Source organism: Kitasatospora sp. NPDC048239, assembly GCF_043202015.1.
In the GTDB taxonomy this organism is placed as follows: domain Bacteria; phylum Actinomycetota; class Actinomycetes; order Streptomycetales; family Streptomycetaceae; genus Kitasatospora.
Map to the genome: position 1 here is coordinate 19,468 of NZ_JBICZP010000002.1, position 20,744 is coordinate 40,211.

The 20,744-nt window shown below is 70.4% G+C and carries 18 protein-coding genes; 17 read left to right on the top strand and 1 reads right to left on the bottom strand.

Translation table 11 applies throughout. The features are described 5' to 3' along the window. The first annotated feature begins 21 nt into the window (after positions 1-21). A complete protein-coding gene (locus ACGFZP_RS04115; protein WP_392928384.1) occupies positions 22-1,026 on the top strand; it encodes a DMT family transporter in 1,005 nt (334 codons plus the stop codon). Between the two features lie 9 nt (positions 1,027-1,035). Here the strand turns inward: ACGFZP_RS04115 and ACGFZP_RS04120 are convergent, their stop codons facing one another. Next, positions 1,036-1,605, bottom strand: coding sequence for a hypothetical protein (locus tag ACGFZP_RS04120; protein WP_392928386.1), 570 nt, complete (start codon positions 1,603-1,605; stop codon positions 1,036-1,038). A 194-nt stretch (positions 1,606-1,799) separates the two neighbouring features. On the opposite strand from ACGFZP_RS04120, the gene ACGFZP_RS04125 reads away from it, so the two are divergent. The 16 genes from ACGFZP_RS04125 to nuoN all read left to right on the top strand — a co-directional run bounded on the left by ACGFZP_RS04125 (position 1,800) and on the right by nuoN (position 20,484). Next, positions 1,800-2,861, top strand: a complete 1,062-nt coding sequence (locus tag ACGFZP_RS04125) for a sensor histidine kinase (RefSeq protein WP_392928388.1) — start codon at positions 1,800-1,802, stop codon at positions 2,859-2,861. Beyond that, positions 2,858-3,610, top strand: coding sequence for a response regulator (locus ACGFZP_RS04130; RefSeq protein WP_392928390.1), 753 nt, complete (start codon positions 2,858-2,860; stop codon positions 3,608-3,610). Before ACGFZP_RS04125 ends, ACGFZP_RS04130 begins: the two co-directional genes overlap by 4 nt. A 680-nt stretch (positions 3,611-4,290) precedes the next feature. Then, positions 4,291-4,650: an NADH-quinone oxidoreductase subunit A gene (locus ACGFZP_RS04135; RefSeq protein WP_014137597.1), complete on the top strand. Its 360-nt coding sequence runs from the start codon at positions 4,291-4,293 to the stop codon at positions 4,648-4,650. 87 nt (positions 4,651-4,737) lie between these two features. Next, a complete protein-coding gene (locus ACGFZP_RS04140; protein ID WP_392928392.1) occupies positions 4,738-5,292 on the top strand; it encodes a NuoB/complex I 20 kDa subunit family protein in 555 nt (184 codons plus the stop codon). Next, on the top strand, positions 5,289-6,101 hold the full coding sequence (locus ACGFZP_RS04145; RefSeq protein ID WP_392928395.1) for an NADH-quinone oxidoreductase subunit C: 813 nt from the start codon (positions 5,289-5,291) through the stop codon (positions 6,099-6,101). The genes ACGFZP_RS04140 and ACGFZP_RS04145 overlap by 4 nt, the downstream gene beginning before the upstream one ends. Continuing rightward, entirely contained in the window at positions 6,101-7,447 is a 1,347-nt protein-coding gene (locus ACGFZP_RS04150) for an NADH-quinone oxidoreductase subunit D (protein ID WP_392928397.1), read from the top strand. Before ACGFZP_RS04145 ends, ACGFZP_RS04150 begins: the two co-directional genes overlap by 1 nt. Beyond that, positions 7,444-8,184, top strand: coding sequence for an NADH-quinone oxidoreductase subunit NuoE (nuoE, locus tag ACGFZP_RS04155; protein ID WP_387942099.1), 741 nt, complete (start codon positions 7,444-7,446; stop codon positions 8,182-8,184). The genes ACGFZP_RS04150 and nuoE overlap by 4 nt, the downstream gene beginning before the upstream one ends. Further along, positions 8,184-9,545, top strand: a complete 1,362-nt coding sequence (gene nuoF, locus ACGFZP_RS04160) for an NADH-quinone oxidoreductase subunit NuoF (RefSeq protein ID WP_392928399.1) — start codon at positions 8,184-8,186, stop codon at positions 9,543-9,545. The genes nuoE and nuoF overlap by 1 nt, the downstream gene beginning before the upstream one ends. After that, positions 9,542-12,139 (top strand): NADH-quinone oxidoreductase subunit G, encoded by a 2,598-nt coding sequence (locus ACGFZP_RS04165; RefSeq protein ID WP_392928401.1) that lies wholly within the window; start codon positions 9,542-9,544, stop codon positions 12,137-12,139. The genes nuoF and ACGFZP_RS04165 overlap by 4 nt, the downstream gene beginning before the upstream one ends. After that, the gene (gene nuoH / locus ACGFZP_RS04170; protein ID WP_392928404.1) at positions 12,136-13,464 is read left to right on the top strand and encodes an NADH-quinone oxidoreductase subunit NuoH; all 1,329 of its coding nucleotides are present in this window, start codon (positions 12,136-12,138) and stop codon (positions 13,462-13,464) included. Before ACGFZP_RS04165 ends, nuoH begins: the two co-directional genes overlap by 4 nt. Positions 13,465-13,470: 6 nt before the next feature. Continuing rightward, positions 13,471-14,073 (top strand): NADH-quinone oxidoreductase subunit NuoI, encoded by a 603-nt coding sequence (nuoI, locus tag ACGFZP_RS04175; protein ID WP_392928407.1) that lies wholly within the window; start codon positions 13,471-13,473, stop codon positions 14,071-14,073. 5 nt (positions 14,074-14,078) lie between these two features. Next, entirely contained in the window at positions 14,079-14,969 is an 891-nt protein-coding gene (locus ACGFZP_RS04180; RefSeq protein ID WP_392929623.1) for an NADH-quinone oxidoreductase subunit J, read from the top strand. Then, complete coding sequence (nuoK, locus tag ACGFZP_RS04185) at positions 14,966-15,265, top strand: NADH-quinone oxidoreductase subunit NuoK (protein ID WP_209412994.1); 300 nt, start codon at positions 14,966-14,968, stop codon at positions 15,263-15,265. The genes ACGFZP_RS04180 and nuoK overlap by 4 nt, the downstream gene beginning before the upstream one ends. A 14-nt stretch (positions 15,266-15,279) precedes the next feature. After that, the gene (gene nuoL, locus ACGFZP_RS04190; RefSeq protein WP_392928408.1) at positions 15,280-17,193 is read left to right on the top strand and encodes an NADH-quinone oxidoreductase subunit L; all 1,914 of its coding nucleotides are present in this window, start codon (positions 15,280-15,282) and stop codon (positions 17,191-17,193) included. Between the two features lie 37 nt (positions 17,194-17,230). Beyond that, entirely contained in the window at positions 17,231-18,850 is a 1,620-nt protein-coding gene (locus ACGFZP_RS04195; RefSeq protein WP_392928410.1) for an NADH-quinone oxidoreductase subunit M, read from the top strand. Further along, positions 18,847-20,484 carry an NADH-quinone oxidoreductase subunit NuoN gene (gene nuoN, locus ACGFZP_RS04200; RefSeq protein WP_392928411.1) on the top strand — a complete coding sequence of 546 codons (1,638 nt, stop codon included), beginning with the start codon at positions 18,847-18,849 and terminating at the stop codon, positions 20,482-20,484. Before ACGFZP_RS04195 ends, nuoN begins: the two co-directional genes overlap by 4 nt. Positions 20,485-20,744 lie beyond the last annotated feature (260 nt).

Here is a 20,744-nt window from a genome sequence, read left to right on the forward strand (position 1 = left end):
CCGCTTCGGAAGGGCCTACGCATGCACACCTCCTCCGCTTTTGTTCGTGATGTGCCGGTGTTGCTGGTCGCAGTGGTCTGGGGGTCGAGCTTTCTGGCAGTGCAACGGGTCGCCGAGCCGGGGACGGTCGTGGCGATGCTTGTACTGCGGTTTGCGCTGGTGCTGCCGGTACTCGGAGCGTTCGCATGGCATGCCCTGCGGGGGATGGGGCGCAGGGAGTGGCTGGGCGGCGCGCTGCTGGGCCTGGTCCTCAGCGGGATCTTCCTGCTGGAGACATATGGCGCGGTGCACACCTCGGCCACCAATGCCGGTCTGATCATCAGCCTCACGATGGTGTTCACTCCTCTCGCTGAGAGTGGCCTTGGTCGGACGTCGCCACCGCGTGCCTTTCTGGCAGCGGCAGGCCTGTCGGTGCTCGGTATCGCGCTGCTTACCGGGGGAGGCGGGTTGAAGGCGCCTTCGCTCGGCGACCTGCTGATGCTCGGCGCAGCCCTGGTGCGGACCGTCCATGTGCTCACCATGTCCCGGATCCCCGCGATCCGGGGTACGGACTCGCTGGCCGCCACCTGGGTGCAACTCGCCACGGCGACCGCGGTCTTCGCGGTGGTGACGCCCTTCGCCGGCCCCGCCCCGTGGACCGTGGCGGCCTCGTACGGGCCGTCGCAGTGGGCCTGGCTGCTCCACCTGGCTCTGCTCTGTACCTTGTTTGCCTTCTTCGTTCAGATGTGGGCGGTGCGTACCACCTCGCCCTCCCGGGTCAGCCTGCTGCTCGGGACCGAACCCCTCTGGGCCGCCGTCTTCGGTATCACCCTGGCCGGCGACCACCTCGGCCCGCTGGCCCTGTTCGGCGCCGTGCTCGTCCTCGTCGCCACCGAGTGGGGTCGCCGTACGAGCGCCCCGGCCGCACACCATGCGGTCGACTCGGAGCCCGAATCCGACCGGGAGCCCGACGCCGACCGGGTGTTGACGACCACCCCGGAGCCGGGCCCGGATCCGGCTCCAGTCGCGGTGCCGGCGTCGGCGTGACGGGCGGGGCTACCGGCGGCGCAGAGTGCGGCGTGCGTAGTCGGCGGTGACCACGGCGACCAGTGGGCCCCAGGCTATGAGCGGGATGTAGCAGACGGTCATCACCAGACCGGCGAAGCCGTGGGGGGAATCGGGGCTGCTCATGGCATTTGCCCAGCCGCCACAGACGGAAGCGAGGCTGAGGTAGGTCAGGATGGCCGACCCGAGAGCGGCCGGGACGATGGCGGCCAGGGGGCGGACGCGTCGGCCGCCGATCAGGGGGAGCCAGCGGGGTGTGATCCGGCCCCAGGGGCGGACCAGGCCGACCGTCAGGAAGGCCAAGGTCTCGGCGAGTGCGCTGAGGGCCACCGCGTAGACGGCTCCCCAGCCGGGGTGCTGGTCCCCGGCGAACTTGGCCATCTCGCCGCTGGCCCCGACCGGGACTCCGAGGCCGAACGCGATGCGCCAGAGGCCGGAGGGGACCGTCGTCCAGACGGCGGCTTTGGCGGCGCGCTCGATCCAGCGCGGGGCGGGCGGCACGTCGTCGGCGGCAGGGGCCGGGCGGACGGACTGCTTGGTGTCGATCGCGGTGTCGATCATGGTGGCGAACTCCCCTCCCGAACGGCCCCGGTGGCCGATCGATGACTCAAGCGTGACCGCAGGGCGAGGCTGGCGGCAGATGCCGATCGGACTGTTCTGGCTGCTCAGAAAGGCGCGAGGAATGTGCCGATCGGCAGAGGCGGCCGACTTTGGAGATCCGTAGGCTGACGGCACTCGGGGGAAGGGAGTCGACGATGAGTCAGTTTCTTGCGCTGGTCGTTCCGGCGGTCGTGCTGCTCGGCTGGGCGGCGCGGGCACGGTTCGGAGTGGCGGCCGTTGCGGGTGTGGCAGGGGCGGTGTCTGCAGCGGTCACCGCCGGCGTCTGGGCCGCGGGCCGGTGGGCGGAGTCCGACCGGTGGCCAGGGCTGGTCGGGCTGGCCGAACTGGCCTGCCTCCTGGTGCTGGTGGTGCTCGCGCTGCGCAGCGAGGAGGGGTGGCGGTGTGCGGCATCGACCTGGTCGGTCGGCGGTGCGGTGGCGCTCTGGCCCTCCCGGTTCGAGGCGATCGTCGGCCCTACGGATGCGTTGACGCTCTTCGGGTTCGGTTCGGTGCTCGCACTCCCCGCCGTCCTGGCCGGACTCTATCTGCGCAGGCTGGACGACACCCGGCGGAGCTCGGTGGCCGCTGCTCGACGGACCCAGCGTCTGGAACTCGCCCATGACCTGCACGACTTCGTGGCACACGATGTCAGCGGCATGGTCGCCCAGGCGCAGGCCGGCATGGTGTTGGCCGCCTCCGATCCGGTCCGGGCGGCGGCCCTGTTCGAGCGGATAGAGCAGGCCGGGCAGCAGGCGTTGGCCTCGCTGGACCGGACCGTTCACCTGCTGCGCAGTGAGGAGGAGAACGCACTTGAGCGAAGCCCGCAGCCAGGCCTGGCCGAACTCGCAGAGCTCACCGAGCGGTTCGCTTCCTCCGGCAGTACCGAGGTGCGGCTCGACGCGGTACCGGACGGGCCGGCCATCCCGAGGGAGGTGGCGGCGACGGCGTATCGGATCGTGGTCGAGGCGCTGACCAACGTCCGCCGCCACGCACCCTCCGCCCGATCCGTCGATGTCCGGGTGCGACGCGAGGGCAGGGGGCTGGAGATCGTGGTGCGCGACGACGGTGGTGGCTCGCAGCCCCCCAGCCCCCGCAGGGGCGGCAGCGGACTGGCCGGGCTGGCGGCCAGGGTGGAGGCGCTGGGTGGGACGCTCACCGCGGCGCGAGATGGTGACGGCTGGCGAACAACGGCGACCATGCCCTTGGAGGGTCGATGAGCATCCGAGTCCTGTTGGCAGACGACGACGAGACGATCCGCAGCGCGTACGGGATCATCCTGGACGCCCAGCCTGACATCGAGGTCGTGGGTGAGGCCGCGGACGGCCAGGAGGCGCTTGAACTGGCCGAACGGTTGCGCCCTGACGTGATCCTTGCGGACATCCGGATGCCGCGGGTGGACGGGCTGGAGCTCACCCGGCGGCTCGGCGGAGAGTTCCGGGTGGTCGTGGTGACCACCTTCGACCTGGACGAGTACGTGCACACGGCGATTCGCTCCGGAGCGGCCGGATTTCTGCTGAAGAGGTCGGGCCCGACCCTGCTGGCAGAGGCGGTTCGAGCGGCGGTCGCGGGGGACGCCCTGATCAGTCCGCAGGTCACCGTCCGCCTGCTGCGGCAGCTGTCGCAGCCGAATCAGGACCGACGGGAGGAGAACGGGGGGCGGGAAAGCCTGGAAAGGCAGGGCCGGTGGGGGAGGCAAGGGGCGCGGGAAAGGAAGAAGGAACTGGCGATGGACGGGGCGCAGGGAGGCCCGGGCGGACAACTGTCGGGGGGTCCCTTCGAAGATCTCACCGGGCGTGAGACCGAGATCGCCAAGCTGGTGGCCGGGGGTGCGACCAACGCCGAGATCGCTGCAGAGCTGTTCATCGCCGCCGGCACGGTGAAGAACCACCTGGCCGCGATCCAGCGGAAGATCGGCGCACGGAACCGGGTCGGCATTGCCGCCTGGGCCTGGGAGAGCAGCATCTGAGATCGGCCTCCACCGGGCCGGCCCGCCTTCGTCGGCCCGCCCGCTGGTCGGCCTGCCCTGAATACCCTCCGACTGGCCCGGGATCCGCCGCGCCGGCAAGCCCTCGCCCCTGCCAACGTCCGCCCTCGCCCCTGCCGACGTCCGCCCCGCCGCTCCCTCACCCGCCACCTCTCGCGCTCGCCACTTCCCTCCGAGCCCGCCACCCCGCCACCCCTCCGTCCCGCCGTCCCCAGCCCTCACCGCTCCCTGTTCGCGCGCTTGTGAACGAAGGGTCAAGCGGACGTTCGGTGGCCTGCCACCCCTGCGAGTGAGGCCCAATAACACGTCAACATGACGCCCGGAAATTTGCCGTGGGCGGAGCATAGTTGATATAGGAGCACGCCGCTGACCAGCTGCTTCGCAGGTAAATGCGACTGGTTGTGATCATTTGACTTCTTTGCGTTGACAACTCTGGGCATGCTCACTTTCATCACCATTCAAGAGGTGTCGTAGATCACAAAGATCACGGTGAACTGCGTGTCGCAGATCACAAGCCGACGGGCATAGGATGCGCTCGTTCCAGGCTTTGTGAACTGCCTCACATGGGGTGGATCTCGGGAACTGGAACACGGGTCCACCACAGCGTGACCCGTCGGTTCCGATCTGCAGTCAAGGACGACTGGACGGAGGGAGCGGGGGCTATGAATGCCTACGCGCCGATCCTCGTACTCGGTGCCATCGCGGCGGCGTTCGCGGTCGGCTCCGTCGTGATGGCCTCACTGACCGGCCCCAAGCGTTACAACCGGGCCAAGCTGGAGGCGTACGAGTGTGGCATCGAGCCGACCCCGCAGCCCGTGGGCGGCGGTCGGTTCCCGATCAAGTACTACCTGACGGCGATGCTCTTCATCGTCTTCGACATCGAGATCGTCTTCCTCTACCCGTGGGCGGTCAGCTTCGACGCCCTGGGGATCTTCGGGCTGGTCGAGATGCTCCTGTTCATCGCCACGGTCTTCGTCGCATACGCCTACGTCTGGCGGCGTGGCGGTCTGGAGTGGGACTGACCGCTGACCTTGTGAACGGGCGGACAAGCCCGAACGGGCGGACAAACCACAGGACTTGAGCCACTTGAGGGCATTGAGAGGGATCTGATGGGAATCGAGGAGAAGCTGCCGAGCGGCTTTCTGCTCACGAGTGTGGAGACGGCCGCCGGCTGGGTACGCAAGGCGTCGCTCTTCCCGGCCACCTTCGGACTGGCCTGCTGCGCGATCGAGATGATGACCACCGGAGCCGGTCGCTACGACCTGGCCCGGTTCGGCATGGAGGTGTTCCGGGGCTCCCCCCGGCAGGCCGACCTGATGATCGTGGCAGGGCGGGTGAGCCAGAAGATGGCCCCGGTGCTGCGCCAGGTGTACGACCAGATGCCCAACCCGAAGTGGGTCATCTCGATGGGCGTCTGCGCTTCGTCGGGCGGAATGTTCAACAACTACGCGATCGTGCAGGGCGTCGACCACATCGTTCCGGTGGACATCTACCTGCCCGGTTGTCCGCCCCGCCCGGAGATGCTGATGGACGCCATCCTGAAGCTGCACGACAAGATCCAGCACGAGCCGCTGGGCGTGAACAAGCGCCGGGCCGAGGAGCTGGGCGAGGCCCTGGCCCTCCAGGCCACCCCGGTCAGCGAGATTCGGGGGCAGCTGCGATGACCTCGGAGAACACACCGAACGCCGAAAACACGCCGGGCGCCAAGAACGCACCCAACGCCAAGAGCGAGCCGACCGCCAAGCCGGCCGCACCGGACGCCAACAGCGCCCCGACCGCCGAGGGCGTCCCCGCCTCGCGCAGGGAGATCCCGGTCGAGGTGGTCGGCCGACGCCAGGGCATGTTCGGAGCCCAGGGCAGCGGCGACACCTCGGGGTTCGGCGGCCTCGCCGCCCCGATCGCGCTGCCGTCCGCCAGCGAACGCCCGTACGGCGGCTGGTTCGACGAGGTGGCGGACGAGCTGGAGGGTGCGCTGGAGGAGCAGGGGCTCTCCCCGTCGGACGTCATCGAGAAGACCGTCGTCGACCGCTCCGAACTCACCTTCCACATCGCCCGCGAGCACCTGCTGAGGACGGCCCGCACCCTGCGCGACGACCCGGCGCTCCGCTTCGAGCTCTGCCTCGGCGTGAGCGGCGTGCACTACCCGGGCGACAAGGGCCGTGAGCTCCACGCGGTCTACCACCTGCGCTCGATCACCCACGGCCGGTTGCTGCGGCTGGAGGTCACCGCACCGGACGCCGACCCGCGCATCCCGTCCGTGGTGAGCGTCTATCCGACCAACGACTGGCACGAGCGCGAGGCCTACGACTTCTTCGGCCTGGTCTTCGAGGGCCACCCGGCCCTCACCCGGATCATGATGCCGGACGACTGGCTGGGCCACCCGCAGCGCAAGGACTACCCGCTCGGTGGCATCCCCGTCGAGTACAAGGGCGCCCAGATCCCGGCGCCCGACCAGCGGAGGTCGTACAGCTGATGACCACTCAACACGAGCAGGCGGCGCACTACGAAGAGGCGCAGCCCCGCGAGACCACCGAGGGCCGGGTCTTCACGGTCACCGGAGGCGACTGGGGCGAGGTGGTCGAGGCCGTCGGCCGCGCCGACGACGAGCGCATCATCGTCAACATGGGCCCCCAGCACCCGTCCACCCACGGTGTGCTGCGCCTGATCCTGGAGATCGACGGCGAGACGGTGACGGAGGCCCGCTGCGGTATCGGCTACCTCCACACCGGTATCGAGAAGAACATGGAGTTCCGCAGCTGGGTCCAGGGCACCACCTTCGTGACCCGGATGGACTACCTGACCCCGCTGTTCAACGAGACCGCCTACTGCCTGGCGGTCGAGAAGCTGCTCGGGATCACCGACGACGTGCCCGATCGCGCGAGCGTCATCCGGGTCCTGATGATGGAGCTCAACCGGATCTCCTCGCACCTGGTCTGCCTGGCCACCGGCGGTATGGAGATCGGCTCCACCACCCTGATGATCTACGGCTTCCGGGACCGCGAACTGATCCTGGACGTCTTCGAGCTGGTCACCGGCCTGCGGATGAACCACGCGTACGTCCGCCCCGGCGGCCTCGCCCAGGACCTGCCGCCCGGCGCCGTCGACCAGATCCGCGAGGCGGTGAAGACGCTCCGCTCGCGGATGCACGAGTACGACAAGCTCGCCACCGGCAACCCGGTGTTCAAGGCCCGCCTGGTCGACGTCGGCTTCCTGGACCTGCCCGGCTGCCTGGCCCTCGGTGCGACCGGCCCGATCCTGCGGGCCACCGGCCTGCCGCACGACCTGCGCAAGACGGACCCGTACTGCGGCTACGAGGACTACGACTTCGAGGTGGCGATCGCCGACGGCGCCGACTCCTACGCCCGCTTCCTGATCCGGCTGGAGGAGATGCGGCAGTCGCTGCGGATCGTCGAGCAGTGCCTGGACCGGCTGCGTCCGGGCCCGGTCATGGTGGCGGACAAGAAGATCGCCTGGCCGGCCCAACTGGCCGTCGGCCCGGATGGGATGGGCAACTCGCTCGACCACATCCGCAAGATCATGGGCACCTCGATGGAGGCCCTGATCCACCACTTCAAGCTGGTCACCGAGGGCTTCCGGGTCCCGGTCGGGCAGGCGTACGCGGCGGTCGAGTCGCCCAAGGGCGAGCTCGGCGTGCACGTGGTCAGCGACGGCGGGACGCGCCCGTACCGGGTCCACTTCCGGGATCCGTCGTTCACCAATCTGCAGACGATGGCGGCGATGTGCGAGGGCGGCCAGGTGGCCGACGTGATCGTCGCGGTGGCCGGGATCGACCCGGTGATGGGAGGCGTGGACCGGTGACAGACGTCCAGTTGGGGATGCCGGCGCTGCCGGCCAGGCCGTACCCCGAGGAGGTGCACACCCGCCTCGCCGCCGACGCCCGGGAGCTGATCGGCCGCTACCCGGTGGCCCGGTCCGCACTGCTGCCGCTGCTGCACCTGGTGCAGGCCGAGGAGGGCTTCGTCAGCCCGACCGGCATCCGGTTCTGCGCCGAGCAGTTGGACCTCACCACCGCCGAGGTCACCGCGGTGGCCACCTTCTACACCATGTACCGGCGCCGACCCGCCGGGAAGTACCACGTCGGGGTGTGCACCAACACCCTCTGCGCGGTGCTCGGCGGGGACCAGATCTTCGACGAGCTCCAGCAGCACCTCGGGATCCGCAACAACGAGACCACCGAGGACGGCGAGATCTCGATCGAGCACATCGAGTGCAACGCGGCCTGCGACTACGCCCCCGTGGTGATGGTCAACTGGGAGTTCTTCGACGACCAGACCCCCGAGAGCGCCAAGCGGCTGGTCGACGACCTGCGGGCGGGCCAGGAGGTCCGGCCCACCCGCGGCGCCCGGCTCTGCAGCTTCAAGGAGTCCGCCCGCATCCTGGCCGGCTTCCCCGACGAGCGCCCCGGTGCGGTGGACGAGTCCGGTGTGGGCGGTGCGCCCTCGCTCGCTGGCCTGCGCCTGGCCAAGGGCGAGGCCCTGCCCGGCACCGGCGGCACCAAGGTCGTCTCGCCCCGCCACGAAGGGACCGAAGCGTGATGACCTCCGCCGAGCCGGCCGAGAAGCTGCTCACCCCCGTGCTCTCCGCCTCCTGGGACGACAGCCGGCCCTGGACGCTCGCCACCTACCGGCGCCACGCCGGGTACGAGGGCCTGACGGCCGCCCTCGCCATGCCGCCGGACGACGTGATCGCCCTGGTCAAGGACGCCGGCCTGCGCGGCCGCGGCGGGGCGGGCTTCCCCACCGGCATGAAGTGGCAGTTCATCCCGCAGAACGACGGGAAGCCGCACTACCTGGTGGTCAACGCGGACGAGTCCGAGCCGGGTACCTGCAAGGACATCCCGCTGCTGTTCGCCAACCCGCACTCGCTGATCGAGGGCATGATCATCGCCTCGTACGCGATCCGCTGCAACCACGCCTTCATCTACCTGCGCGGCGAGGTCGTCCCGGTGCTGCGCCGGCTGCAGGCGGCCGTCGCCGAGGCCTACCGGGCCGGGCTGCTCGGCAGGGACATCCTGGGCTCCGGCATCGACCTCGACATCACCGTGCACGCGGGCGCCGGCGCCTACATCTGCGGTGAGGAGACGGCGCTGCTGGACTCGCTGGAGGGCCGTCGCGGCCAGCCGCGGCTCCGGCCGCCGTTCCCGGCCATCGCCGGGCTCTACGCCTGCCCGACGGTCGTCAACAACGTCGAGTCGATCGCCTCGGTGCCGCCGATCCTGGCCCGGGGCAAGGAGTGGTTCAAGGGCCTGGGCACCGAGAAGTCCCCCGGCTTCACGCTCTACTCGCTCTCCGGCCACGTCACCAACCCCGGCCAGTACGAGGCCCCGCTCGGCATCACCCTGCGCCAGCTGCTCGACATCAGCGGCGGCATCCGGGCCGGTCACCGGCTCAAGTTCTGGACCCCGGGCGGCTCCTCCACCCCGATGTTCACCGACGAGCACCTCGACGTCCCGCTCGACTACGAGGGCGTCGGCGCGGCCGGCTCGATGCTCGGCACCAAGGCCCTGCAGATCTTCGACGAGACCACCTGCGTGGTGCGGGCCGTCACCCGCTGGACGGAGTTCTACGCCCACGAGTCCTGCGGCAAGTGCACCCCCTGCCGCGAGGGGACGTACTGGCTGGTCCAGCTGCTGAAGCGGATCGAGTCCGGTGAGGGCGTCGACGGGGACCTGGAGAAGCTCCTCGACATCGCCGACAACATCAACGGCAAGTCCTTCTGCGCCCTGGGCGACGGCGCGGCGAGCCCGATCGTCTCCTCACTCCAGCACTTCCGGGCCGAGTACGAGCAGCACCTCGCCGAGCGGCGCTGCCCGTTCGATCCGGCCGCCTCCACCGTCTGGGCCGACGGCCCCCGCCCCGGCCACCAGTCCGCCACCGAAAGGGAGGTGCACGCGTGACGATCACAGAGCCATCCACCTCCAAGGCAGCGGTCGAACTGGTCACGCTCACCATCGACGGCGTCGAAGTGCAGGTCCCCAAGGGGACGTTGGTGATCCGGGCCGCCGAGCAGATCGGCACCCAGATCCCGCGCTTCTGCGACCACCCGCTGCTCGACCCGGCCGGCGCCTGCCGGCAGTGCATCGTCGAGATCGAGGGTCAGCGCAAGCCCGTCGCCTCGTGCACCATCCCGGTCGCCGAGGGCATGGTGGTCCGGACGCAGGTCAGCTCGCCGGTCGCCGAGAAGGCGCAGCGCGGCGTGATGGAGCTGCTGCTGATCAACCACCCGCTGGACTGCCCGGTCTGCGACAAGGGCGGCGAGTGCCCGCTGCAGAACCAGGCGATGTCCACCGGCGACGTCGACTCCCGCTTCGAGGGGATGAAGCGGACGTACGAGAAGCCGATCCCGCTGAGCACCCAGGTGCTGCTGGACCGCGAGCGCTGTGTGCTCTGCGCCCGCTGTACCCGGTTCTCGCAGCAAATCGCCGGGGACCCGTTCATCGACCTGATCGAGCGCGGAGCCCTGCAGCAGGTCGGCATCGGGGACGCGGAGCCGCTCGACTCCTACTTCTCCGGCAACACCATCCAGATCTGCCCGGTCGGCGCGCTCACCTCGGCGGCTTATCGTTTCCGCTCCCGCCCGTTCGACCTGGTCTCCTCGCCGAGCGTCTGCGAGCACTGCTCCGCGGGCTGCGCGCAGCGCACCGACCACCGGCGCGGCAAGGTGCTGCGTCGGCTGGCGGGTGAGGACCCGGCGGTGAACGAGGAGTGGAACTGCGACAAGGGCCGGTTCGCCTTCCGGTACGCGCAGCAGCGCGACCGGATCACCACCCCCCTGGTCCGCGAGAACGGTGAACTCGTGCCCGCCTCCTGGCCGGAGGCGCTGGCGAAGGCCGCCGAGGGCCTGCGCGGCGCCCGCACCGGGGTGCTCACCGGAGGCCGGGTCACCGTCGAGGACGCCTACGCGTACGCCAAGTTCGCCCGGGTGGTGCTCGGCACCAACGACGTGGACTTCCGGTCCCGCCCGCACAGCGGCGAGGAGGCGGACTTCCTGGCCGCGGCCGTCGCCGGCCGGGGCGTCGACCTCGACGGCGAGGGCGTCACCTACGACGAGCTGGAGGGCGCCCCGGCCGTGCTGCTCGCGGGCTTCGAGCCCGAGGAGGAGTCGCCGATCGCCTTCCTGCGGCTGCGCAAGGCCAACCGGGCCCACGGCCTCAAGGTGTTCTCGATCGCCGCGTACGGCTCCCGGGGCCTGGCCAAGCTGCGCGGCGCGCTGCTGCCGGCCGCCCCCGGCACCGAGGCCGAGTGGCTGGCCGCCCTCGCCTCCGACGAGCCGCTGAACGACGACGCGGGCCGTGCCGCCGAGCTGCTGCGCACCCCCGGCGCCGTGATCCTGGCCGGCGAGCGGCTGGCCGCCGCCCCCGGCGCGCTGACCGCCGCGCTGCGCCTCGCACACGCCACCGGTGCCCGGCTCGCCTGGATCCCGCGCCGGGCCGGTGAGCGCGGCGCCGTCGAGGCCGGCGCGCTGCCCGGGCTGCTGCCCGGCGGCCGCCCGGTCTCCGTGCCGGCCGCCCGGGCCGAGGCCGCCGCGGCCTGGGGGGTGGCCGAGCTCCCGGCCCGGCTCGGCCGGGACACCGACCAGATCCTGGCGGCCGCCGCCGCGGGGGACCTGGACGCCCTGCTGGTCGGCGGTGTCGACCCGGACGACCTGCCGGATCCGGTGCTCGCCGAGGAGGCGCTGGCCGGGGTCGGCTTCGTCGTCTCCCTGGAGCTGCGCCCGTCCGCCGTCACCGCGCAGGCCGATGTGGTGCTGCCGGTCGCGGCGGTGGCCGAGAAGGCCGGGACGTTCCTGGACTGGGAGGGCAGGGTGCGGATGTTCGAGGCCGCACTCAAGCCCGACCAGCAGATGGGCCGCCACCTCCACCCGGACCTGCGGGTGCTGAACATGCTGGCGGACGCGCTGGGCCACCGGCTCGGCCTGTCCGACGTCCGGTCCGCCCGGCTGGAGCTGGACGGCTTCACGCCGTGGACCGGGGACCGCTCCACCGACCCCGCCGCACACCCCGGGCTGCTGCCCCGGCCGGCCACCGGCCAGGCGGTCCTGGCGGGTTGGCGCCTCCTGCTGGACGAGGGCTCGCTCCAGCAGGGCGATCCGCACCTGGCCGGTACCCGGCACCCGGCGGTCGCCCGGATCTCCCCGGTCACCGCGAAGGAGATCGGCGCCGGCGAGACCGGCTCCGAGGAGTCCGGTGCCACCGCGGCGCTGCGGCTGACCGGCCCGGCCGGCTCGCTCACCCTGCCGCTGGAGATCGCCGAGGGCATCCCCGACCGCACGGTCTGGATCCCGCTGAACTCCACCCCGGGCGGCGCGTACCGGGCGCTCGGCACCACGGTCGGCCACCTGGTCACCATCGCCGCCGACACCATCGCCTCCGCCCCGGCCGCCGCCGCCCCGGCCACCGCCACTGCGGTCACCGGCGCTGCGGCCACCGGCACCACCACCGTCGACGCCGCGGCGAAGACGGCCGCCACGAGCACCGAGGGGGAGCAGTGAACCTCGCCGCGTACGAGACCCTGGGCTTCTTCGGCCGCGACCCCTGGTGGCTGGTGCTGCTCAAGGCGGTCTTCTGCTTCGCCTTCCTGGTCGGCACGGTGCTGATCGCGATCGTCTGGGAGCGCAAGGTGGTGGCCTGGATGCAGCTGCGCATCGGGCCCAACCGGCACGGCCCGTGGGGCCTGCTGCAGTCGCTCGCCGACGGCGTGAAGCTGGCGCTCAAGGAAGACCTGGTGGTCAAGGGCGCCGACAAGGCGGTCTACATCCTGGCCCCGATCGTCTGCGCCATCCCCGCGTTCATGGCCTTCGCGGTGATCCCGTTCGGCCCGGCCGGCGACGAGGTGTCCATCTTCGGCACCCGGACGCCGCTGCAGCTCACCGACTTCCCGGTGGCGTTGCTGTACATCCTGGCCACCGCCTCGGTCGGCATCTACGGCATCGTGCTGGCCGGCTGGTCCTCCGGCTCGACCTACCCGCTGCTCGGCGGGCTGCGCTCGTCCGCGCAGATGATCAGCTACGAGATCGCGATGGGCCTGTCCTTCGCGGCGGTGTTCATCTACTCGGGCTCGATGTCCACCTCGGAGATCGTCTCCTCGCAGCAGCCCACCTGGTTCGCGGTGCTGCTGCCGGTGTCCTTCATCGTCTACATCATCGCGATGGTCGGCGAGACCAACCGGGCGCCGTTCGACCTCCCGGAGGCCGAGGGCGAGCTGGTCGGCGGCTTCAACACCGAGTACTCCTCGCTGAAGTTCGCGATGTTCATGCTGGCCGAGTACGTCAACATGGTCACCGTCTCGGCCGTCGCCTCCACGCTCTTCCTGGGCGGCTGGCGGGCCCCCTGGCCGGTCTCCACCTTCTGGGAGGGGGCCAACCACGGCTGGTGGCCGATGCTCTGGATCATCCTGAAGATCCAGCTCCTGCTGTTCTTCTTCATCTGGCTCCGCGGCACCCTGCCCCGGCTGCGCTACGACCAGTTCATGAAGCTCGGCTGGAAGGTCCTGATCCCGGTCTCGCTGGTCTGGCTGGTGATGGTGGCCAGCGTCCGCGCCCTGCGCAACGAGGGCTACGACTTCGGCGAGGTGGTGCTGTACGTCGGTGCACCGGTCGCCGCGATCCTGCTGCTGGCCCTGCTGCGGGACTTCCTGCGGCGCAAGCCCGAGCCGGAGGAGGCCGCACCCGGCGGGGAGTTCGACCCGATGGCGGGCGGCTACCCGGTGCCGCCGCTGCCCGGCCAGCAGCTCCCGCCCGTTCCGCGTCGGCGCAGCCGCGCCCCGAAGCAACTCCAGGACGCCCTCAACGGGGCCGACCATTCCGAAGGGAGCTGAACCGAGATGTCGTCCGACGAGCCGACTGCGCCTGATTCAACTGAAAGGCCATCGATTCTCGGCCCGGCCGCCGGCTTCGGCGTGACCTTCAAGGCCATGTTCAAGAAGCGGCTCACCGAGCAGTACCCGGAGCAGAAGAAGCCCACCGCCCCGCGCTTCCACGGCCGCCACCAGCTGAACCGGCACCCGGACGGCCTGGAGAAGTGCGTCGGCTGCGAGCTGTGCGCCTGGGCCTGCCCGGCCGACGCGATCTACGTGGAGGGCGCCGACAACCGGGACGAGGAGCGCTACTCGCCCGGCGAGCGGTACGGCGCGGTCTACCAGATCAACTACGCCCGCTGCATCCTGTGCGGGCTCTGCATCGAGGCCTGCCCGACCCGCGCGCTGACCATGACCAACGAGTACGAGCTGGCGGACTCCTCGCGCCGGGACCTGATCTTCACCAAGGAGCAGCTGCTGGTCGGCCTCTCCGAGGGCATGGTCGACTCCCCGCACGCCTACTACCCGGGCGCCGACGAGGGCGCCTACTACCGGGGCGAGATCACCGCGGCCGCGCCGGACACCGTGCAGCAGGAGCGTTCCGACCGGGAGCCGGAGGTGCAGAAGTGACCGCCATGACCCTTGCGGCCACCGGAACCACCTCGACCGGGGAGGCCGTCCAGTTCTGGGTGCTCGCGGTGATCGCCGTGGGCGGCGCGCTCGGCATGCTGCTGATGCGCAAGGCCGTGCACAGCGCGCTCTGCCTGGCCGCCACCATGCTCGCCCTGGCGGTCTGTTACATGGCCGAGGGCGCGGTGTTCCTGGGCGTGGTGCAGATCGTCGTCTACACCGGCGCGATCATGATGCTGTTCCTGTTCGTGGTGATGCTGGTCGGCGTCACCAGCGCCGACTCGCTGAAGGAACAGCTGAAGGGGCAGCGGTTCGCCGCCCTGCTGTGCGGGCTCGGGTTCGGCGTGCTGCTGATCGCGGGTATCGCCAACGCCAAGCTGGACACCTTCTCGGGGCTGGCCGAGGCCAACGCCGAGGGCAACGTCCAGGGTCTGGCCCGGCTGATCTTCACCAAGTACGTCTGGGCCTTCGAGGTCACCGGCGCGCTGCTGATCACCGCGGCGATCGGCGCCATGGTGCTCACCCACCGCGAGCACGTGAAGGCCCCGAAGACCCAGCGCGAGCTGGCCGCCCAGCGCGTCATGGACAACATCCAGCTGCCGCCGCTGCCCGCCCCCGGCGTGTACGCCCGGCACAACGCGGTGGACATCCCCGGCCTGCTGCCGGACGGCACGATCGCCGAGGACTCGGTGATGGGGACCCTGCGCGAGCGCGGCCAGATCCGCGACGTCAGCCAGGAGATGCTCCAGCGGATGGCCGAGCTGGAGTCCACCACCGCCGACTGGCTGGGTCGGCCGCCGTCCGAGCGGCCGCCGGTCACCGGGCCGCGCAAGTCCCTGGAGCCGGTGTCGAACGGCACCGCCGGGCCTGCCAACCATGAGGAGGGGGCGGAGTGAATCCGGTCAACTACCTTTATCTCTCCGCCCTGTTGTTCACCATCGGCGCCTCCGGCGTGCTGATCCGGCGCAATGCGATCGTGCTGTTCATGTGCGTCGAGCTGATGCTCAACGCCTCGAACCTGGCCCTGGTCACCTTCTCCCGGCTGCACGGCAACCTGGACGGCCAGATCATCGCGTTCTTCACCATGGTGGTCGCGGCGGCCGAGGTCGTGGTCGGCCTCGCCATCATCGTGTCCATCTTCCGGACCAGGCACTCGGCTTCGGTCGATGACAGCAACCTGATGAAGCTGTAGGCGGAGGGCCTTCGGTGAACTCTCTCATTCCGCTGCTCGTGGCGGCCCCGCTGGCCGGCGCCGCCCTGCTGCTGCTCGGCGGCCGCGTCTTCGACCGGTACGGCCACTGGCTGGCCACCGCGCTCGCCGCGCTGTCCTTCGGCTTCGGCCTGACACTCTTCTTCGACATGCTGGGCCGCGACGCCGACCAACGGGCCGTCACCGAGCACCTGTTCAGCTGGATCCCGGTGAACGGCTTCCAGGCCGACGTGGCGTTCCAGCTCGACCAGCTGTCCGTCACCTTCGTCCTGCTGATCTCCGGCGTCGGCACCCTGATCCACATCTACTCGATGGGCTACATGGCGCACGACGAGCGCCGGCGCCGCTTCTTCGCGTACCTGAACCTGTTCCTGGCGGCCATGCTGCTGCTGGTGCTGGCCGACAACTACCTCCTGCTGTACGTCGGCTGGGAGGGCGTGGGCCTCGCCTCGTACCTGCTGATCGGGTTCTGGCAGCACAAGCCGAGTGCCGCGACGGCCGCCAAGAAGGCGTTCATCGTCAACCGGGTCGGCGACATGGGCCTCTCCATCGCGATCATGCTGATGTTCGTGGAGTTCGGCTCCTTCGCCTTCGAGCCGATCCTCGGCTCGGAGGGGACGGCCGGGGCCGCGGGCCAGGCGAGCGAGGGCAAGCTGACCGCGATCGCCCTGATGCTGCTGCTGGCTGCCTGCGGCAAGTCCGCCCAGGTGCCGCTGCAGTCCTGGCTCGGGGACGCCATGGAGGGCCCGACCCCGGTCTCGGCCCTGATCCACGCGGCCACCATGGTGACCGCCGGCGTCTACCTGATCACCCGCTCCGGTGCGATCTTCAACCTGGCGCCGGACGCGCAGACCGCCGTGGTGGTGGTCGGTGCGGTGACGCTGCTGTTCGGTGCGATCGTCGGTTGCGCCAAGGACGACATCAAGAAGGCGCTGGCCGGCTCGACCATGTCGCAGATCGGCTACATGATCCTGGCGGCGGGCCTCGGTCCGATCGGCTACGCCTTCGCGATCATGCACCTGGTGACGCACGGCTTCTTCAAGGCCGGCCTGTTCCTCGGCGCCGGATCGGTCATGCACGGCATGAACGACGAGGTGAACATGCGTCACTTCGGCGGCCTGCGCAAGTACATGCCGATCACCTTCGTCACCTTCGGGCTCGGCTACCTGGCCATCATCGGCTTCCCCGGGCTGTCCGGCTTCTTCTCCAAGGACAAGATCATCGAGGCGGCCTTCGCCAAGGGCGGCACCGAGGGCTGGATCCTCGGTCTCTGCACCCTGGTCGGCGCCGCCGTCACCGCGTTCTACATGACCCGGGTGATGATCCTGACCTTCTTCGGCGAGAAGCGCTGGCAGCCGGACGCCGAGGGCCACGACCCGCACCCGCACGAGTCGCCGAAGAGCATGACCATCCCGATGATCGTGCTGGCCTTCGGCTCGGTGTTCGCCGGCGGACTGTTCGTCCTGAACAGCTCCTTCGTCGACTGGCTGGAGCCGGTCACCGGCCACTCCGAGGGCCACTCGCCGCTCTCCCCGCTGGTGGTCACCGTGCTCGCCACGGTCTGCATGGTGGCCGGTGTCGCGCTCGCGTACCTGATGTACGGCCGGTCCGCCGTCCCCGTGGTGGCGCCGGTCGGCTCCCCGCTCACCCGCGCGGCCCGCCGGGACCTCCTCCAGGACGACTTCAACCACGCCGTCCTGGTCCGCCCCGGCTCGGCGCTCACCGCGGCGCTGGTCTACTTCGACAGCCGGGGCCTGGACGGCCTGGTCAACGGGCTGGCCGCAGCCATCGGAGGCATCTCCAGCCGGGTGCGCCGGATCCAGAACGGCTACGTCCGCTCGTACGCGCTCTCCATGTTCGGCGGCACGCTGGTGCTGGTCGCCACGACTCTCCTGATGAGGTCCGTCTGATGGACAGGAAAAACACAGACCGTCAGGGAGGTGTCGCATGAGCGCCCTGCTGACCGCGACCTGCGCCGTCCCGGCGGCCGGCGCGGTGCTCACCGCCGCGCTGCCCGCCGGTTCCACCGAGGCCCGGCGGCGCACCACCAAGGTGGTAGCCCTGGGCGTCTCGGCCGTCACCCTGGCGCTGGCCGCCGTGGTGACCGCCCGCTTCGACCCGGACGGCGCGCGCTACCAGCTGACCGAGTCCTACAGCTGGATCCGCTCCTTCGGCATCACCTTCTCGCTCGGGGTGGACGGCATCGGCGCCGTCCTCGCCCTGCTCACCGCCGTGCTGGTGCCGGTCGTCATGCTCGCCTCCTGGCACGACGCCGATCCCGGGCCCGCCGCGCCGGACGGGACGTTCGAGAACAGGCGCCGCACCCAGGGCTTCTTCGCCCTGATCCTGGCGGTGGAGGCGATGGTGATCGTCTCCTTCTACGCCACCGACGTCTTCCTCTTCTACGTCTTCTTCGAAGCCATGCTGATCCCGATGTACTTCCTGATCGGCGGCTTCGGGGACCGGGCCGGCGGCCCGGAGTCCTCCCGTCAGCGGTCCTACGCGGCGGTCAAGTTCCTGCTGTACAACCTGCTCGGCGGCCTGGTCATGCTGGCCGCCGTGATCGGCCTGTACGTGATCGCGCAGGACCAGGGCTTCGGCACCTTCGACCTGCCCACCCTGACCGGCGCGATCGCCGACGGCCGGCTGGTGCTCAGCGGCACCGCCGAGAAGGCGCTGTTCCTCGGCTTCTTCTTCGCCTTCGCGGTGAAGGCCCCGCTCTGGCCGCTGCACACCTGGCTGCCGAACGCGATGGGCGAGTCCACCGCGGGAACGGCCGTCCTGATCACCGCCGTGGTGGACAAGGTCGGCACCTTCGCGATGCTCCGGTTCTGCCTGGGCCTCTTCCCGGAGGCCTCCAAGACCTTCGGTCCGGCGATCATGGTGCTCTCGGTGATCGGCATCCTCTACGGCGCCCTGCTGGCCATCGGCCAGAAGGACATCAAGCGGCTGGTCGCCTACGCCTCGATCTCGCACTTCGGGTTCATCATCATGGGCATCTTCGCGCTGACCAGCCAGGGTCAGAGCGGAGCCACCCTCTACATGGTCAACCACGGAATCTCCACCGCCGCGTGGATGCTGGTGGCCGGCTTCCTGATCTCCCGCCGCGGCTCGCGCCTGATCGCCGACTACGGCGGCGTGCAGAAGGTGGCACCGGTCCTCGCCGGGACGTTCCTGATCGGCGGCCTGGCCACCCTGTCGCTGCCCGGGCTGGCGCCCTTCGTCAGCGAGTTCCTGGTGCTGGTGGGCACGTTCACCCGCTACCCGGCGCTCGGCATCGTCGCCACCTTCGGCATCGTGCTGGCAGCGCTGTACGCCCTGGTGCTCTACCAGCGCACCATGACCGGCCCGGTCAAGGAGGGGGTCCGCGACATGCCGGACCTCAAGGTGCGCGAGCTCGCCGTCGTCGCCCCGCTGGTGGCGCTGACCGTCCTGCTCGGCGTCTACCCGAAGCCGCTCACCGACATCGTCAACCCCTCGGTGGACGCGACGCTCTCGCAGATCCACGAGACCGACCCGGCACCGGCCCACCCGGTCGCCGCCACCTCAGGAGGTGACCACAAGTGAGCACCACCGGATGGCTCGCCGCCGCAGGGGGCAACACCTCCAGCATTCCGGCGCCGCACGTCGAGTACGGGCAGCTCTCCCCGATGCTGGTGGTGTTCGGCGCCGCCGTGGCCGGCATCCTGCTGGAGGCCTTCCTGCCCCGCCGGCACCGGCACTGGGCCCAGGTCACGCTGGCCCTGACCGGTCTGATCGGGGCGTTCGTCGCCGTGGTGGTGCTGGCCTCCGAGGGCTACGGCTCCACCAAGGTCGACCTGCTCGCCATGGGCTCGGTCGCGCTCGACGGGCCCGCGCTGTTCCTCCAGGGCGTCATCCTGCTGGCCTCCGTGGTGGCCGTGCTCACCTACGCGGAGCGCAAGTTGGAGCCCAAGGCGGGCGGTGAGCCGGCCGACGCCTTCGCCGCCCAGGCCTCCGCCACCCCCGGCGGCGAGCAGGAGCGCGCCGCGGTCCGGGCCGGCTTCGCGACCAGCGAGGTCTTCCCGCTCACCATGTTCGCGGTCGGCGGGATGCTCCTCTTTCCCGCGGCCAACGACCTGCTGACCATGTTCGTCGCGCTGGAGGTCTTCTCCCTCCCGCTCTACCTGCTCTGTGCGCTGGCCCGCCGCCGCCGGCTGCTCTCCCAGGAGGCGGCGGTCAAGTACTTCCTGCTCGGCGCCTTCGCCTCGGCGTTCTTCCTGTTCGGCACCGCCCTGCTGTACGGCTACGCGGGCAGCGTCCGGCTCGGTGAGATCTCGGACGTCATCTCCGGCAAGGCCCTGGCCACGCCGGCCCTGCTGAGCACCACCCAGAACGACGCGCTGCTGCTCGTCGGCCTGGCACTGCTCTCCGTCGGCCTGCTCTTCAAGGTCGGCGCGGTGCCGTTCCACTCCTGGACCCCGGACGTGTACCAGGGCGCCCCCACTCCGGTGACCGGCTTCATGGCGGCGGCCACCAAGGTGGCGGCCTTCGGCGCGTTCCTGCGGCTGTTCTACGTGGCCTTCCCCGGCCTGCGGATGGACTGGCGACCGGTGATGTGGGGGGTGGCGATCCTCACCATGGTGGTCGGCGCCGTCCTCGCCGTCACCCAGCAGGACGTGAAGCGGCTGCTCGCCTACTCCTCCATCGCGCACGCCGGCTTCATCCTGACCGGGGTGATCGCCACCAGCAAGCAGGGCCTGAGCTCGGTGCTGTTCTACCTGCTGGCCTACTCGTTCGTGACGCTCGGCGCCTTCGCCGTGGTCACCCTGGTGCGGGACTCCAAGGGCGAGGCCACCCACCTCTCCAGCTGGGCCGGCCTCGGCCGGCGCTCCCCGCTGGTCGCGGCGGTCTTCGCGCTGTTCCTGCTGGCCTTCGCGGGCATCCCGCTCACCTCCGGCTTCACCGGGAAGTTCGCGGTCTTCCAGGCCGCGGCGGCCGGTGGCGCCACCCCGCTGGTGATCGTGGGTGTGCTCAGCTCCGCGGTGGCCGCGTTCTTCTACATCCGGGTCATCGTGCTGATGTTCTTCTCCGACCCGCAGCCGGGCGGCCCGACGGTCGCGATCCCCAGCGCCTTCACGGCGACGGCGATCGGCATCGGAGTCCTGGTCACCCTCGGCCTGGGGCTGCTCCCGCAGTACTTCCTCGACCTGGCGTCGAAGGCCTCGCTCTTCGTCCGCTGAACCATCGGGGACCGGCGGACCGCCGGGGACCGGCGAAGCCCCGACACCCCGCCAACCCCCGGGGACCGGCGAAGCCCCGAGTGCCCGTCACCGCCGTCCCGTCCGGGCCGCGCCCTTATCCGCGCGGCCCGGACGAGCCGTCTCCAGGGCCAGCCCTGACCAGCCGATCCGGCCCGACCATGACAGGATCCGCACGCCCGTGCAGTGATCCACTCGTGACCGGATACCCTGCCTGTATGGCCAGCGGCGGCACTCAGGGA

Excerpts from the sequence above, each read along its gene's own strand:
- ACGFZP_RS04115 (WP_392928384.1), top strand. The coding sequence starts at position 22 with ATGCACACCTCCTCCGCTTTTGTTCGTGATGTGCCGGTGTTGCTGGTC.
- ACGFZP_RS04120 (WP_392928386.1), bottom strand. The coding sequence starts at position 1,605 with ATGATCGACACCGCGATCGACACCAAGCAGTCCGTCCGCCCGGCCCCT.
- ACGFZP_RS04125 (WP_392928388.1), top strand. The coding sequence starts at position 1,800 with ATGAGTCAGTTTCTTGCGCTGGTCGTTCCGGCGGTCGTGCTGCTCGGC.
- ACGFZP_RS04130 (WP_392928390.1), top strand. The coding sequence starts at position 2,858 with ATGAGCATCCGAGTCCTGTTGGCAGACGACGACGAGACGATCCGCAGC.
- ACGFZP_RS04135 (WP_014137597.1), top strand. The coding sequence starts at position 4,291 with ATGAATGCCTACGCGCCGATCCTCGTACTCGGTGCCATCGCGGCGGCG.
- ACGFZP_RS04140 (WP_392928392.1), top strand. The coding sequence starts at position 4,738 with ATGGGAATCGAGGAGAAGCTGCCGAGCGGCTTTCTGCTCACGAGTGTG.
- ACGFZP_RS04145 (WP_392928395.1), top strand. The coding sequence starts at position 5,289 with ATGACCTCGGAGAACACACCGAACGCCGAAAACACGCCGGGCGCCAAG.
- ACGFZP_RS04150 (WP_392928397.1), top strand. The coding sequence starts at position 6,101 with ATGACCACTCAACACGAGCAGGCGGCGCACTACGAAGAGGCGCAGCCC.
- nuoF (WP_392928399.1), top strand. The coding sequence starts at position 8,184 with ATGACCTCCGCCGAGCCGGCCGAGAAGCTGCTCACCCCCGTGCTCTCC.
- nuoI (WP_392928407.1), top strand. The coding sequence starts at position 13,471 with ATGTCGTCCGACGAGCCGACTGCGCCTGATTCAACTGAAAGGCCATCG.
- ACGFZP_RS04180 (WP_392929623.1), top strand. The coding sequence starts at position 14,079 with ATGACCCTTGCGGCCACCGGAACCACCTCGACCGGGGAGGCCGTCCAG.
- ACGFZP_RS04195 (WP_392928410.1), top strand. The coding sequence starts at position 17,231 with ATGAGCGCCCTGCTGACCGCGACCTGCGCCGTCCCGGCGGCCGGCGCG.